Below are 15230 nucleotides of genomic sequence, written 5' to 3' on the forward strand. Positions count from 1 at the left end.
AGTTCCAGGCCCAGATGGGTGAGCGCACGTCGTCGATTCTTAGCGGTTCGTTCTGGAGCGAGCTGCAATCCGAATGGCCCAGGGACCTGCAGCGGCTGGACCCGTTGCTGGATGAGTTGTCCGCCCTCCCGGCGGCGCTGCCGGGCAGGATCTGGGCGGCCATGCTGGCGATTACCGTGGTGTTGCTGTGGCTGTGCGCGTGGGCCAGGAAATGGCTGGTGCGCATCGCCGCCAAACGAGTGGCTCCGGGCCGTTTGCGCCGTTCCACCTACGCCATTGCCGTCGTCCTGCTGGCGGTGGCGACTCCGATGCTGATCGTGCAGGCATGGTTTACAGGTATTACCGACAACGTTGGCGATCCTTTGTCCGACGCGCTGGCGGGGCTGCTTGGCGATCTGACGGGGGCTGCGGCGTTCGGCGGCCTTTGCGTGGGCCTGGGTTATGCCTTGCTGGAGGCCGATCGCCCGTCGTGGCGGCTGATTTCCATTTCCGATCCGGTGGCGCGCGGCCTGCGCTGGGTGCCCTGGGGGTTCGCCTGTCCGGCGGTCATCAGCTGGATCATGCTTAGGCTGGCGTCGTGGACCAACGTCAGCCTCGTTTCTTCGGTGGCCCTGGATTGCCTGATGTCGCTGATGATAGGCGCGGTCATCGCATTGGCGTTGCGCCGCTGGGGCCGGGTGCGGCAAGCTGGCGCGGAGCAGGATGGCGCCGTGAAGGGGCGCGCCATGCCGTTTTGGGGAACGGTTCTGGTGGCGGCGATATGGGCGGCGCTGATCGCCGGGTTCGGCAGCCTGCTCATCGGCTACGTCGCGCTGGGCAGCTTCATCATCAGGCAGCTTATCTGGAGCATGCTGATCCTCGCCACCGCCTATCTGTTGTCGGTGCTGATCGACGACGCGTGTTCGGTGCTGCTGCGCATCATCAAGGCCAACGACCAAGGCGCCGACCCGGCCCGTTCGCCGGTGCGGGCGCGCAGCCAGGCCGTGGTGCTGTTGTCGGGACTGGGCCGGCTGCTGGTTTACGCTATGGCGCTGATCATGCTGATGGTGCCGTTCGGCGAGGGGCCCGCCGAATGGGCCCGCCGCGCCCAATACCTTTACGAGGGCATTCCGATAGGCGAAATGCACCTGCGGCCCGCGTCCATCCTGCTGGCGCTGGCGGTCCTGGTGCTTGGGCTGGTCCTCGTCAGGCTGCTCAAGGGCTGGCTGGCCGACCGCTATTTGCCGACCACCGCTCTCGACCCGGGCATGCGCATGTCGGCCGCGTCCTTGTTCGGCTACGCGGGCTACGTGGTAATCGCGGCCCTGACCATGATGGCGGTGGGCATAGGCCTGGAAAGGGTGGCATGGGTGGCCAGCGCCTTGTCGGTGGGCATAGGTTTTGGCCTGCAGGCGGTCGTGCAGAACTTCGTATCCGGGCTTATCCTGCTGGCGGAACGGCCGGTGCAGGTCGGCGACTGGGTGTCGCTGGGCGATGTCGAGGGCGACATTCGCCGCATCAATGTGCGCGCCACCGAAATCCAGATGGGCGATCACTCCACGGTCATCGTGCCCAACTCGGAGTTCATCACCAAGATCGTGCGCAATGTCACGCATGCCAATCCCATCGGGCGTGTGCAGTTCGTGCTGACCATGCCCGTAGCCACCGATGTCGAAAAGGCCAGGGCGCTTATGCAAGAGGTGCTGGACGAGACTCGCGACGTGCTGGACGAACCGGCTCCCAACGTCATGCTGGATGGTGTCAGCGCCAACGGCCTGGCGTTCAAGCTGACCGGATACGTGATTTCGCCGCGCCTGGTCAGCATGGTACGCAGCACCGTGCTGTTTACGCTGCTGCAGCGGCTCAACGAGGCCGGGCTGCCTTTGTCGACACCGTCGACCGTCATTGTTTCCCGGCAGGCCGAAGCGACGGCTCCTGCGTCGTCCGCGGTGGCGCCTGTGTCGGGGGGAAATCCCGCCTGAGCGCGGGCGGCTCCGCCTGGCTTCTTTACCTGGCTTTTACTTATCCACAAAAACTGTGAATAAATCTGCGTATAACTTTTTCATAGTCTGCCGCAAAGCTTGCGATACGCCGGTCTTGGGTTGCCTGGGTAATGGCAGGACATCGCCGCGAAGCCGCAGGCCGCGAACCGCCGCATAGGACGGGATCGGGACTTCAGGTTGCGGATTCTTCGACAGCAACGTCGATGGGCAGTTTTTTCAGGGCCTCCAGCATGCCGTCCCGGTTTCCGGCGCCGTGTATCGACACGACGCACCGCATCGAGTCTTTATCCGGAAAGCCCGCACTGCAGGCGTCGGCCAGCCCGCAATCCAGGGCGATGCCGCGTATTTTTTCGAGTATGGCCATGCGGCGCAGCTCGGGCTTGAATATCTTGCCCACGGGTGTTACCGGCAGGGCCTCGACGAGATAGACGGCCTTGGGGACGGCGGGGGGCTCGGAAATCTTGCCGCGCGCGTTGGACAGCAGCTCCTGCGCGGTTGTTTTGGCATCGGGTTTCAGCGTGACGAATACGACCGGCAGTTCGCCGGCGTATTCGTCAGGCTGCCCGACGGCGGCGCATCCCAGCACGTCGGGGTCGGCCAGGAAGGCTTCTTCGATGGCCTGCGGGTCGATGTTGTGGCCGCTGCGAATGATCAGGTCTTTGGATCTTCCGGTGATGTAGATGCGCCCCTGGGCATCCACGTAGCCCAGGTCGCCCGACACCAGCCAGCCGTTTTGCGTGAAAGTGCCGGCGTTTCGGGAGGCGTCCATATAGCCGGGGCTGACGTGGGGGCCGCGCACGCACAGGACGCCCTCGGCCCCGGCTTCGCAAAAGTCCTGGATGAATGCCTTGCCCGCCTCGGACAGCGGCGCCGCCCGTACTTGCGTATAGGGCAGGGCCAGGCCGGCGGAGCCGGCCGTGCGAGGGGCGTCTAATGGTTCGATCGAAACGATGCCCGCGCACTCGGTCATACCGAAAATATTCCGGACGGGGATTTTGGTGCGCTGCTCGAATTGGGCCGCCAGTTCGGGCGGCAAGGGCGAGCCGCCGGTCAGTGCCGCCTGAACGCCGCAATTGCCTTGCTCATTGGTTTCCCGATGGCTTTGCGCCAGCGAGGCCAGAGTGGTGGGAACGCAGCCCAGGTGCGAGACGCGATGCCGGTTGAACAGCTTCCAGGCGTTGCGCACGAATTGCCGGTTGCGCATGCCCAGCGTCGTCGGTATGTAGATCGTGCCCCGCGCCGCCAGCGCGGCAAGGCCGTAGACGAACGCGCCTGCAACGTGGAACAGCGGGAAGCCGTTGAGGAGCACGTCGCCCTCATGGAAATGGTAGTAGGCCGCCGCCAGGCAGCTGGTATGCAGTTCATTGCCGTGGGTTTGCTGCAATATCTTGGGCAGGCCCGTTGTGCCGCCCGTATGGAATATGGCTGCGATATCGTCCGGACGCAGTTCGCCGCTCAATCGGTCAACGGGGTCGGCTTGGGCGAGCAGGGGTTGGAAGGAGCCCTCGGCGGGTTGGGCTTCGTTGGCGTCGATCTCCAGTATGCGGCAGTCCAGGCCGGAGGCCTTCACGGCTTCTTCGACGGTTTGCCGGATGTCGAGCTCGCCGCAGTGCGCGAGGGTGACGACAACCCGGACCTGCGCGGCCTGCAGCAGCTTCGCGATATGCTCGGCGCCCAGCAGATAGTTGATGGGAAACGCACAGCCGGCCAGTTGCGCGCCCCATAGGGCCACATGGGTGGAGGGAATATTGGGAGCCAGTATGGCGATGGGGTCGCCACGCCGTATGCCGCATTGCCTGAACAGGTCGGCGGCCTGGACGATTTGCTTCAGCAGTTCGCTGTAAGACCACTGGAGGATCCTGCCTTCCGGGTCGGCGTCGACCTGGAAGAGCAGCGCCGCCTTGTCGGGAACCCGGGCGGCGCTATGCCGTATCAGGTCGAAGGTCGAACGGAACGGGATGACCTGGCCATAGGGCTGCCGTTCGACCGCGCGGATATCGTCCGGAGAGGCGATATCGCGCACGCTCCAGCCGTGCTGCGGGAGGCTCATTGTATGTACTTCCATTTTCCGTCTTCGACTTTCACCATCACTTGCCCGCGGCTGTCGATACCGTTGTGATTCTTGGGACTCATGGTGAATACGCCTTCGGGGCTGACGACTTCATGCATGTTTTCCAGCGCATCGCGCAAGGCCTGGCGGAAGGCCGGCGTGCCCGGTTTGGCGTGCTCGAGCGCGACGGGAACGGTGGCTTGCAGCCAGTTCAATGCGGTCCAGGCTTCGGAGCCGAACAATGATCGAGTGCCCGGCCCATAGGCAGCTTCGTATTTTTGCGTGTATTGCATACCTGCATTTTTGGTTGGATTGTTTTTCGGAAGCTGTTCGGCAACCATGACGGGCTCCAGAGAAACATAGGTGCCTTCAATCGATTTGGCGCCCACCCGCAGGAAATCCGCATTGGCGATTCCCTGAGTTTGATAGATTCTGCCTGTGTAGCCGCGCTTGATCAGTTCAGCTTGCGGCAGCACGGCCGGCGTTCCGAAGCTGAAGATATACACGGCGTCGGGCTTGGAGGCCATGACACGCACTACCTGCGCGGTGACGCCCAGGTCTTGGGCCCCATACTTTTCCACGGCGCTGATGACGAGTCCCTTGGCTGGCGCTTGAGCGTTGAAGGCGCGTAGAAAGCCTTCTCCATAACTGGTGGTAACGGCTATGGCGGCGACCCGCTTGATTTTGTCTTTCACCATGTGATCAAGCGTATGTTCGACGAAATTGACCTCGGGCGCGGCCATCTTGAAAGCCCATTTGCGTGGGCCTTCCTGAGGTTCGATGATGGCGTTTCCGCCTCCCAGGGCAAGGATGGGAGTGGAGTTTCGTCCGGCGACTTCCACGGCGGCGATCGAGGGCGGCGTGATCGAGGGGCCGACGATGACGTCCACTTTGTCTTCCGTGATCAGCTTGCTGGCCAGCTTGGCGGCTTCCGTGGGGTCGCTGTTGTCGTTGACCGATATGATCTTGAGCTTTTGCCCGGCGATGCTGCCGGGCCAGAGCTTGACCGTGTTTTCCGCCGGTTTGCCCAGCGAGGCGGCCGGGCCCGTGGTGGAAAGGATGACTCCGACCGTAATGTCGGCACGAGCGACCCCAGGCAAAATATTGACCAGACCGGCTGCCAGGGCGAAGCCCAGGATAGTGGGCAGATTAATGGTTTTCAGCGTTTTCATGCGAATTGTCTCCCTGTAATATTACGTACTGGATCACATATGGTTTTTTTATTGTGTGGACAATTATGGACACGCTGCCTTTTGCGGTCTGTCCTCCCAAAGGTCGACAAGCGGCTGCAAAGCGCGACCGGCCGTTGGACGTGCAAGGAGATGGCCATGGATGCCTGGAATCTGGGAAGACAAGCGTGTGGGAGAGGTGCGAACAAGGGCGACTTGAGACTTGGCGCAGGCCTCGAAGATATTATTGTCTCGCTGGGCGAAGCCGATTTCGGCATGCGTCTGCTGGCCGCGGTGAACCAGGTCGTCTACGTGGACTTCCTGTCGGTTTACCAGTTGGACACTCAATCCGCGCCTTGCATGTTCCTGTCTTCGAGCAAGAAAGAGATCGATGTAAACGCCGATTGCTTCAAAAGCTATCGCTCGAACCTGTACGAGTACGATCGTACCTTCGATTCGGCAAAGGCCGTGCTGGCGCCCGGCGGGCTGTCCATGACCTACACGCATCAAAGCCAGTTCGCGCCGGCCCATCGCGATGCTATCTATCGGCGGCATGGCATCGGGGATCGCCTTTCCATCGTGTGTGAAGACGGTGACGAAGGGCTGTTCGCCGCCAACCTGTACCGCTACGAAAGCCATCGAACCTTCGGTTCCAGCGATGTGGACGCGGTTGCCGAGTTCGCCGGCTCTGTTTCCATTTGCATCAAGAAGCATATTGCCATCGGTCGACAGCAGTGGCGGTTCGCGCAAACGCAGCGCCGAACCCTGGCGGTCGAGCTTGGCCGGATCTGCCCGCGCCTTACCGGCCGCGAACTGGCGGTGTGCGAGGGCTTGCTGCTTGGCAGGACCTACGATGGAATCGCCGCCGACCTGGGGCTTTCATTGACCACGGTGAAAACCTATCGGGGCAGGGCATTCGACAAGCTGGGCATCAATTTCAAGAGCCAGCTGTTCGCCATCGCCTCGGGCCTGCTGCCGCAAAATCAGAACTCGTAGCTGACGGGTTCGTCGCGGCCGGACAGTACCGAGAGGTCGAGGGGCCGGACCGCGCCCATCCAGATGGCGTAGTCGCGGTGGTCGATGAGATCGTTGCCGGTGACGGGATGGATGAAGACCACCAGGCCGTTGCGGTGCATGGCCAGCCAGGTAATGACTTCTTCGAACAAGCCCTTGCGGAATGCCAATTGGCAGCTCCAGTCGGGATGCGGCCCGACCGGTTTTTCGTGCACCCTTCCCATTTTCAAGGGAAAGCGGCGCGCGGCTTCTTCGCAAAGGGCGCGGGCCTGTGCCGTGGTTGCCGAGTCGAAATACACATGGGCGTGATAGCCTGCGACGCGGCGTTCGGCGTGGACGTCTGGAAGATTGGGAGATGAGGTGGCAGTCATGTTTCGCTCTATGGGTATGCCGATGGCTGTTCGGGCCGCGCGCCGTCGACGCTGTGCACATTCTGTGTGTACCATGGGGCCGGGCATTTCACAAGGGTGTTGGCGCCGCCAATGCGCGGGCTTGCGGATTGCAGGCCTTCGGCTTCGCGGCGCAGTGCTCGGGCGGTTTGCAGCATAAAATGCCGGATGAAAGAAGAGTCCGGGCCCGATGTTGATACTATGCCGGGGAGCCGAGCGCCTCGAGCTGGACGGAACATGGCGCCAATACAAAAAGGGGAATACGGTGCTTAGCAAAGATTGGTCGGTTTCCGCCATAATGGCTGCTTTCCTGGCCGTGCTTATTGCCTATGCCGGGCCAGCGGTCATTTTCTTTCAGGCAGGCGATGCGGCGGGTATTTCCCCCGAAATGATGTCGTCCTGGATCTGGGCGATTTCGATCGGCCCCGCCGTGGTGGGCATTTGGTTGAGCTGGCGCCTGAAAATGCCCATAATCGTTGCCTGGTCGGCGCCGGGAACGGCATTGCTGGTCACCGTGTTTCCGGCCATTTCGATCAATGAGGCGGTGGGCGCCTACATCACGGCCGCTGTCATTATTTTCTTTATTGGCATTTCAGGCTCGTTCGACAGGATTATGCGCAGTATTCCCAATGGCATCGCTTCAGGGATGATGGCCGGCATTCTGTTTGATTTTGGGGTCAATGCGTTCAAGTCGATTGCCACCATGCCGGTACTGGCCCTGAGCATGGTGGCCGCTTATATTTTGTTCCGGCGTCTTGTGCCGCGCTATAGCATCGTACTGGTTTTGCTTGTGGGCGTAGCGGTTGCGGTTCTGCTTGGCGGCACCCATCTCGGCAATCTGCAATTGAAGCTGGCCACCCCCGTGTACATCAGCCCCGAATGGACCTGGAGCAGCACGCTCAGCTTGGCGTTGCCTTTGGTTCTGGTCAGTCTTACCGGGTTGTTTCTGCCAGGCATGGCTATTTTGCGTGTGTCCGGCTATCAGGCGCCGGCACGGCCGATTCTATCGCTCAGCAGCCTGGCATCCATTGTCATTGCTTTTTTTGGCGGCATTACTGTAATGCTTGCCGCCATCACCGCGGCGTTGTGCACGGGGGAAGATGCCCATGAGGACCCTTCCAGGCGCTACGTTGCCGGCATAGCCAACGGCGTGTTTTTCCTGATTGGCGGGACATTCGCCGGAACGATAGTCTTGCTGTTCACGGCTTTGCCCAAGGAACTCGTCGCCATTCTGGCCGGGCTGGCACTGATAGGGGCCATTGCGACCAATGTCGTCAGTGCGATCCAGGAAGAAGCACACCGCGAGGCCGCGATCATCACCTTCCTGGCAACGTCGTCCAATATGACCTTCCTGGGTTTGGGGTCGGCGTTCTGGGGGGTGGTGATCGGCGGATTCGCCTATCTGGTCCTGAACAAGGCGCGCAAGGCGCCAGCGGCCGGCTGAGTCCGCGGTTGGGCGTGAAGGGCTCCGATGCCGCGCGGGTCGAGACGCTGCGGGGGCGGCCGATGGCGTTATCATGGTGGCAGTTCTGTCTTCCAAAAAGCATACGATGAACCCAACCACCTTGAGCGCCGATGACATATGGGCGGACATCCTGGCTGTGCGCAGCCGGGCGCCGCTGGTGCACAGCATTACGAATTTCGTGGTCACCAACTACAACGCCAATGCCTTGCTGGCCCTGGGCGCCGCGCCCGTCATGGCGCATGCGCATGAAGAGGTCGAAGACATGGCCAGGATTGCCCAGTCGGTCGTGTTGAATATCGGCACTCTCGATCCGTATTGGGTCGAGTCCATGAAACTGGCTTTTCGCGCCGCCAAGGACGCTTCCGTGCCGGTGGTGCTGGATCCTGTCGGCGCCGGCGCAACAGCGTACCGGAATGCGGCGTTGAAAGAATTGCTGGCCATCGGCTCGCCCGCCGTCATTCGCGGCAACGCGTCCGAGATCATGAGCGTGGCGGGGCTGGATGCCGCCACCAAGGGGGTGGAAAGCCTGGCGGCTTCCGACCAGGCCGTCGAAGCGGCATGCGGGCTTGCGCGTTTGCATTCCTGCGTGGTGTGCGTTTCGGGCGCGGTCGACCATATCGTCGATGCGGCGGGCCGCAGGCTTGCACTTTCGAACGGGCACGAGTGGATGACCAAGGTGACGGGCATGGGGTGTTCGGCAACCGCCGTCATTGGCGCTTTTGCCGCCGTGCAGCCGGATGCCTGGCGGGCAACGGTATCGGCCATGGCGTATTTTGGCGTCGTGGGCGAATGGGCCGCCCAGGCGGTCGAGCAGGCGGGCGCGGGTGTCGGCGCGCTGCAGATCCGCATGCTGGACGGTCTGCAGCTGATGACCTGGAACGAGTTTTCCATGCGCCTCAGGCTCGAGGCCGGCAGTGCCTGAGGCACAGGCCGCATCGTTGTCCGCAGGCCGCCGGAAAGCCCGAGGCGGGGCGTAGCACAATGGGTGCCCAGCCCTCCGGGCGGCCGCGTCTGTTCTACGCTTTATGGCCGGATGCAAGCGCCGCGCGGCAATTGCAGGGTCTGCAGGAGGTCTTGTCGGGACGAAAGACCCATGTCGAGGATTTTCATCTGACCCTGGCCTTTCTTGGCGAGCAGCCCGAACAGGCCTTGCCCGTCCTGAAGGAAATACTGCTTGGCTTGTCCTTGCCCGAGATAACGTGCCTGCTGGATACTTACGGCTGCTTCAGCCGCTTGAAGCTGGTCTGGGCGGGCATGACCAATCCCCCGCAAAGCGTGTTCGAGGTCCGGCGGCAGTTGCTGGAAAAGCTGCGGGAAAAATCCATTTCGTTTCCGCAGGAAACGTCCTTTCGTCCCCACATCACACTGGCGCGCAAGGTGGAGGCCGTTGCCGAATGGCCGATGGCGCCCATACCCTGTGCGTCGTTTTCGCTGGTTCTGGCCCAGTCGGTCAAGGCCTCGCCTGGTTCGCCGCATTACCGGATACTGGCATCCCGCCAATGTCCGCTTCAACGAGGAAGCCGTTCATGACAGCTGTGTTTCGCCGTCTTTTGCTGTTGCGCCATGCCCAGGCCGACCGTCCGCCCCATACCAGGGACTACGATCGCCCATTGTCGCCGGTGGGCGAACAAGAGGCGGACGAGATCGGAGGGTATCTGGCCCAGGAAAACCTGCTGCCCGAGTTGGCGCTGGTTTCTGGCTCGCTGCGTACGCGCACCACCTGGAGCCTTGTGCAGAAGCGCTTGCCCAGCCTGGTGCCGGCCATTTTCGAAGACAGGATTTATGAAGCGCATCCCAGCGTCTTGCTGGAAACCCTGCATGGGGTTTCGTCCGAACCGTCCACCATCTTGCTGGTTGGACACAATCCGGGTTTGCACTTGCTGGCCCTGCAATTGGTGGGGCGGGGCGGGCGCACCGCGTACAGCCGGTTGCGGCAGGAGTTTCCTCCAGCCGGCCTGGCCGTGATCGATTTCGAAGTTGCGCAGTGGAGCAGGGTTTCCGGGCAGAGCGGCGCCCTGGAGCGGTTTGCCGTGACGAAGAGCTAGCTGTGCCGGCGTGCGGGGGCCATGGGGGGGCGGCCTGCGATATGGCGGAAGGTAATGCGGCCTTTGCTCAGGTCGTAGGGCGACATTTCAAGCGTGACCTTGTCGCCCGCCAGAATACGGATGTGGTGCTTGCGCATTTTGCCGCCGGTGTAGGCAATGATGGGGTGCCCATTGTCCAGCAAGACCCTGAAGCGCGAATCGGGCAATACTTCGGTAACGGAACCTTGCATTTCAAGTAGTTCTTCTTTGGCCATAAACGGGACTCCTAAGTTGGTTGATCGAACCGGGCGGGCATTGCGCCTGCCCGGCCTTAGCCGGGTACGAACGGCGAATCGAAGCGCGGGCGATGGGCGCGGCGTTGATTCGGCGGCGTGGTACAGGAAAAATAACTATGACGGCGCACGCCTTGGGCGTTGAGCCGCGTTTGCTTTGCTGGCTGATGGGGATGAAGAGCTTTGCCGCTACGATGAGTGGCGGAGCTTGCTCGTGAGACGCGGTGTGAACCGTGGGTAGGGGGATAAAGATTCCCAAAAAAGCGACAGCTTTATCTTGGGTGCCGACTCAAGAATCAACTGAAGCATGCAAAGCATAGCGTAAAAATTGTCTAATAAAAGATACGCCGGATTGCCCGTTTTGTCAAGATAAAATCTTGCCTGCAAGCCCTGCAAGCCCTGCAAGCCCTGCAAGCCCTGCAAGCTGGTATCTCGCGTGTTCCCGCCGCGCCTACGACTTTGGCGGCGCAAGATTGCGCCGTTGCGCCATGGCGCCACCCATGCGGCTCAATGCCGCGTCGCCCAGCAGTCTGGATGCCATGGGAAAGAGTTCGTTGTCTTCGCGTTCAAGATGCCTGGCGTAGCGCTGGACAAAAGCTTCGACTTCCGGAGCGGGCAGCGGGGTAGTTCGGCCTTCGGCGATTTGCGCCAGGGCGATTCGCAAATGCCGCCAGTCTGCTTCCAGGAGGCGGTGTTCGGCGGCCAGGCTTGCCGTGATTTCGCGGATGCAGACGGCGTCGGAGCCGGCCATGGCTTCCAGCAGTTCGGGGAAAAGGTTTTCTTCCTCGTCCGCATGATGCAAGGGCGCGGCGATATCGAAATAGCGGATGATGCCGGCTGCGGCGGATGCCGCTTCGGCGTCGGCGCCGTGTTGTTCCAGGTGGGGAACCAGCCGGCTCAAAATGGCGCATTGGCGCTCGATCCGGGTATGGCATGTGGCGAGCATGTCCAGAGGGGCTTCCGCCCCGGCCAGTGGGCTGGAATATCCGGGGAAGGCGATGCTCATGGCGTGTCCTCGTGGTGTGTGAATGCCGGGCTTGCCGTGTTTGTCCGTGGCGCTTGCAACAGGCGATTGCGCGGCGTATCAGGGTATTGCCCGCGACGTATCGCGGCTGTTTTAGTTATAGCATGGCACGGTGAGGACCATAGGTTCGCACGGGCGGCCGCGCTGTCGAATCGCGGCAGCATGGCATACAATAATCCATGAAGCGGGGAGAAGAATAGTGTGTGAGGTGCAGATATGACGCAAGACGTTGTGAAGCAAGATACCACCCCCAGGCTGCCGGCTTGGGGGCTCGACCAGATCCCATACGATGCCATCGACATGGCGCGCGTTTCAGGATGCGACGAGCTGCTTTACATGGTGGCGGGCGCATCGTTCATTGAAATCGCCTCCGACCTTTATACCGGCAATCTCATCCAGTACTTCGATGGCGACGCGCCGGTGGTCGAATGGCTGGACCAACATTGGCAGCACGAAGAGCTGCGCCACGGGCGAGCCCTCAGGGGCTATGTGCAGCATGCCTGGCCCGAGTTCGACTGGAACACCGCCTACGATGCGTTCTTCGCCGAATACTCCAAGCTATGCACGGTCGAAGAGTTCGAATCGACCCGGGGCCTGGAAATGGCGGCCCGCTGCGTGGTCGAAACGGGCACGGCCACGTTCTACAGGGCGCTTTCCGAGCGGGCCACCGAACCCGTGCTGGCAGGCATAGCTGCTCGCATCGGGGCCGAAGAGGTCGGCCACTACAAACATTTCTTCCGCTATTTCCGCCAGTACAGCGACGTCGAGCGCATTGGCCGCCTGAAGGTTCTGGGCGCGCTGAAGCGGCGCGTACTGGAAGCCCGGCAGTCCGACGCCGAATGCGCGCTCTGGTACGCTTATTCCACGCATGTCGGCGCCAGGGCCAACAAGGCGGAGTTCAAGATGCTGTGCAAACAGCTCGGCCGCGAACTGCGGCCGCTTTACCCTGTTTCCATGGCCGTCAAAATGGTGCTCAAGCCCCTGAACCTGCCTTCGGGCGTGTCGCGGGCCATTCAAATGCCCCTGGCCGTGGCTTCCAGCTGGCTTATCCGTTAAGAATCGGGCTGATCGCTGCCGCGATGCCGCGGCAGCGGGGCGGGCACAGCCCGATGCGCGTCATTGCGGTTTGGCCGCTGTTTAAAGCAGCCCCCGGCCGTTCAATATCTGCTGCACCTGGGCCAGGCGCCTTACTGGATCGTCCAGCGTCAGCATGTCTTGCTGCTCGATGGGCATGAGCGGCAACAGCTCGCACCAGCGGTTTGCAACCCAGCCGCATTCGTCCAGGCGGAACGGCGGGGACAGAGGCATGGCGGCCGCTGGCGTGCCGCTTTTCTGCATGTCGGCGATCAGTTTTCCCAGCCGGTTGGCGCTGGCCTGCAGCGGGTCGGGAATGGCGATGACGGGGTCGTCCGCCATCAGGGCGATATCCCCGCTCCACAGTCCGAACCGGCCTTGCTCGCAGTCCTGCAGATGGAAACGCCGGGTGCCCGAGCAGCGCAGCTGAATGAGTCCGGGCATGGGCGACACCCATTCGTCTATCCTTGCCAGCGTGCCGGCTTGCGCCAGGACCTCGGTGGCTTCGGGCCTGCGCACCTCGCTGCCTTCGATCAAGGGCACGATGCCGAAGGGTTCGCCGGCTTCTATGCTTTTCTTGATCATGTCGAGATAGCGGACCTCGAAGATGCGCAGGTGCAGGACCCCGTCGGGGAACAGGGCCCTGCCCAGCGGGAAGAGAGGAATATTGCTTGTGTTCATGATTCCGCGCCGCGTTTGAAGACTGCAGGATGCCGCGGCGCCGGCGGGAAGGGGCCGGATGCGGCAGGTTCGTGGATATAAACTATATATTGCATGTGATATTCAAATTGCGTATAGTATTCATCAATAAATGCCCGCAAGGGCAGCATAATCGCTTCGGAGTCGCCCTGTCCGGCCAGTCCGGGGCAAGATATACGATGGAGACAAGCATGAATTTACCTCAAGCCCAGGAAGCCGCGCTTTTCGCCGAGCCGGCCGTAACCGTCGCGTCGCGTCCCGACGGCACCATTGTGGTTGAGAATCCCGTTCCCCTCGAGCCTTATGCGCGCTGCATCGGCGAATTCCTCGAGCACTGGGCCCGCGAGGCGCCCGATCGCGACTTCCTGATGGCGCGCAACCCGGCATCAGGCCGATGGGAGGGCGTCAGCTACGCCCTGGCCCTGGACAAGGTCTACCGCATCGGCACCTGGCTGCTGAAGCAGGGCGTGCTGGCCGATCGCCCTTTCTGCGTCCTGACGGACAACAGCATCGAGCATGGGCTCATCATGCTTGCCTGCATGCATGTGGGCATTCCCTATGCGGGCATTTCACCCGCGTATTCATTGGTTTCCAAAGACCACGCCAAGCTGAAGAACCTGGTTCAGCGCCTGGATCCATCCGTCATCTATGTAGGCGGCGTCGAGCGCTACAGGCCTGCGCTGAAGTCCATCGAAGGCTTGCACAACGCAACGTTGGTGGTGGCCGACTCCGACGCCAGGCCCGAGGGCGGCCTGGTGTTTTCCGATATGCTGGCCCAGCGGGACGACGAGGCGGTGCAACGTGCCTATGCGCAAGTCACCCCCGACACGATCGCCAAGATTTTGTTCACCTCGGGCTCCACGGGGTACCCCAAGGGCGTCATCAATACGCAGCGCATGCTGTGCTCGAGCATGCAGGGCAAGCTGCAGGCATGGCCCTTCCTGGGCGAGGAGCCTCCGGTGCTGCTGGACTGGCTGCCCTGGAACCATACCTTCGGCAGCAATCACAATTTCAATATCGTCCTGGTCAACGGCGGCACGTTTTACCTTGATGCCGGCAAGCCCATGCCGGGGCTGTTCGACACCAGCATCGCCAATTTGCGCGATACCGCCCCGACGCTGTACATGAACGTGCCCCGGGCTTTCGACATGCTGCTTCCCGTACTGCGCACCGATGCGCAGTTGCGCCGCCAGTTCTTTTCCCGCCTCAAGGTCATCTTTTATGCAGCCGCGGCGTTGCCTCAGCATTTGTGGGACGGCCTTATCGAGCTGTCGCGCCAGGAGCTTGGCCACGCCATTCCCATGGTGACGGCCTGGGGCTCTACGGAAACCTCGCCGTTGGCCACCGACTGTCATTTCCAGGCCGACCAATCCGGCGTCATCGGCTTGCCGATCGCGGGGGTCAGCCTCAAGCTGGTGCCCAACGGCGGCAAGCTGGAAGTTCGCGTCAAGGGGCCCAACATCACACCGGGCTATTTCAAGCAGCCCGAGCTGACGGCCAAGGCGTTCGACGAAGAGGGCTTCTACCTTATCGGCGATGCCGTGCGCTTCGCCGACCCGGACCGTCCCGAAGCCGGACTCATGTTCGACGGCCGGGTTTCCGAAGACTTCAAGCTCACCACGGCCACCTGGGTAAGTGTCGGGACGCTACGGGTCAAGGGCATCGAGCACTTGGCTCCCCTGGCGCAGGACATCGTGGTGACCGGCCACGATCGCGATTCCGTGGGGTTTCTTGTCTTCCTCAACGCCACGGCATGCCGCCAGCTTACAGGGCTGGGCGCCGATGCCTCGCTGGAGGAAATCGCCGCGCATCCCGCCGTGCGCGAGCATATCCGGAAAGGGCTGCGAGCCATGCACAAAGACGGCACGGGCAGCTCCACCTATGCAGATCGGGCGCTGCTGCTGACCACGCCTCCTTCGGTCGACGATGGTGAAATCACCGACAAGGGCTATATCAACCAGTCGGCGGTTCTGGCTGCCCGAGGCAGGCTGGTGGAGGAAATGTACGACGCCGAACCTTCCGATGCGGTCATCCGCTTGTAAGCGGC

14 protein-coding genes are annotated in these 15230 nt (G+C 61.9%); 8 read left to right on the forward strand and 6 right to left on the reverse strand.

Annotated features, from left to right (window positions below):
* The coding region (locus VNT00_RS14965) for a DUF3772 domain-containing protein (RefSeq protein ID WP_325588872.1) at window positions 1–1961 on the forward strand (1961 nt) is incomplete at its 5' end.
* A 193-nt stretch (window positions 1962–2154) separates the two neighbouring features.
* Here the strand turns inward: VNT00_RS14965 and VNT00_RS14970 are convergent.
* Entirely contained in the window at window positions 2155–4047 is a 1893-nt protein-coding gene (locus VNT00_RS14970; RefSeq protein ID WP_325588874.1) for an AMP-binding protein, read from the reverse strand.
* Complete coding sequence (locus tag VNT00_RS14975; protein WP_325588876.1) at window positions 4029–5204, reverse strand: ABC transporter substrate-binding protein; 1176 nt, start codon at window positions 5202–5204, stop codon at window positions 4029–4031. Before VNT00_RS14975 ends, VNT00_RS14970 begins: the two co-directional genes overlap by 19 nt.
* A gap of 156 nt (window positions 5205–5360) precedes the next feature.
* Between VNT00_RS14975 and VNT00_RS14980 the strand changes: the two genes are divergently transcribed.
* Window positions 5361–6197, forward strand: coding sequence for a helix-turn-helix transcriptional regulator (locus VNT00_RS14980; protein WP_325588878.1), 837 nt, complete (start codon window positions 5361–5363; stop codon window positions 6195–6197).
* Here VNT00_RS14980 and VNT00_RS14985 read toward each other — a convergent pair.
* Window positions 6185–6586, reverse strand: coding sequence for a DOPA 4,5-dioxygenase family protein (locus tag VNT00_RS14985; protein WP_325588880.1), 402 nt, complete (start codon window positions 6584–6586; stop codon window positions 6185–6187). The two genes, VNT00_RS14980 and VNT00_RS14985, sit on opposite strands and share 13 nt — an antisense overlap.
* A gap of 283 nt (window positions 6587–6869) precedes the next feature.
* Here VNT00_RS14985 and VNT00_RS14990 point away from each other — a divergent pair, with 283 nt between their 5' ends.
* From VNT00_RS14990 to VNT00_RS15005, 4 genes are all read left to right on the forward strand, one after another.
* Window positions 6870–8048, forward strand: coding sequence for a benzoate/H(+) symporter BenE family transporter (locus VNT00_RS14990; RefSeq protein ID WP_325588882.1), 1179 nt, complete (start codon window positions 6870–6872; stop codon window positions 8046–8048).
* A gap of 106 nt (window positions 8049–8154) precedes the next feature.
* Window positions 8155–8991 (forward strand): hydroxyethylthiazole kinase, encoded by an 837-nt coding sequence (gene thiM, locus VNT00_RS14995; RefSeq protein ID WP_325588884.1) that lies wholly within the window; start codon window positions 8155–8157, stop codon window positions 8989–8991.
* Between the two features lie 59 nt (window positions 8992–9050).
* The gene (gene thpR / locus VNT00_RS15000) at window positions 9051–9599 is read left to right on the forward strand and encodes an RNA 2',3'-cyclic phosphodiesterase (protein WP_325588886.1); all 549 of its coding nucleotides are present in this window, start codon (window positions 9051–9053) and stop codon (window positions 9597–9599) included.
* The gene (locus VNT00_RS15005; protein WP_325588888.1) at window positions 9596–10114 is read left to right on the forward strand and encodes a SixA phosphatase family protein; all 519 of its coding nucleotides are present in this window, start codon (window positions 9596–9598) and stop codon (window positions 10112–10114) included. The genes thpR and VNT00_RS15005 overlap by 4 nt, the downstream gene beginning before the upstream one ends.
* Here the strand turns inward: VNT00_RS15005 and infA are convergent.
* Both infA and VNT00_RS15015 read right to left on the reverse strand, forming a co-directional pair.
* Window positions 10111–10368 (reverse strand): translation initiation factor IF-1, encoded by a 258-nt coding sequence (gene infA / locus VNT00_RS15010; RefSeq protein WP_325588890.1) that lies wholly within the window; start codon window positions 10366–10368, stop codon window positions 10111–10113. The two genes, VNT00_RS15005 and infA, sit on opposite strands and share 4 nt — an antisense overlap.
* A gap of 469 nt (window positions 10369–10837) precedes the next feature.
* A complete protein-coding gene (locus tag VNT00_RS15015) occupies window positions 10838–11392 on the reverse strand; it encodes a hemerythrin domain-containing protein (RefSeq protein WP_325588892.1) in 555 nt (184 codons plus the stop codon).
* A gap of 234 nt (window positions 11393–11626) precedes the next feature.
* Here VNT00_RS15015 and VNT00_RS15020 point away from each other — a divergent pair, with 234 nt between their 5' ends.
* Window positions 11627–12466, forward strand: a complete 840-nt coding sequence (locus VNT00_RS15020) for a ferritin-like domain-containing protein (protein WP_325588894.1) — start codon at window positions 11627–11629, stop codon at window positions 12464–12466.
* 81 nt (window positions 12467–12547) lie between these two features.
* Here the strand turns inward: VNT00_RS15020 and VNT00_RS15025 are convergent, their stop codons facing one another.
* A complete protein-coding gene (locus tag VNT00_RS15025; protein ID WP_325588896.1) occupies window positions 12548–13165 on the reverse strand; it encodes an LON peptidase substrate-binding domain-containing protein in 618 nt (205 codons plus the stop codon).
* A 209-nt stretch (window positions 13166–13374) separates the two neighbouring features.
* Here VNT00_RS15025 and VNT00_RS15030 point away from each other — a divergent pair, with 209 nt between their 5' ends.
* Window positions 13375–15225: a feruloyl-CoA synthase gene (locus VNT00_RS15030; RefSeq protein WP_325588898.1), complete on the forward strand. Its 1851-nt coding sequence runs from the start codon at window positions 13375–13377 to the stop codon at window positions 15223–15225.
* The last annotated feature ends 5 nt before the right edge of the window (window positions 15226–15230 follow it).

Origin of the sequence: Eoetvoesiella sp., from assembly GCF_035555955.1 — a bacterium.
Lineage (GTDB): Bacteria > Pseudomonadota > Gammaproteobacteria > Burkholderiales > Burkholderiaceae_B > Eoetvoesia.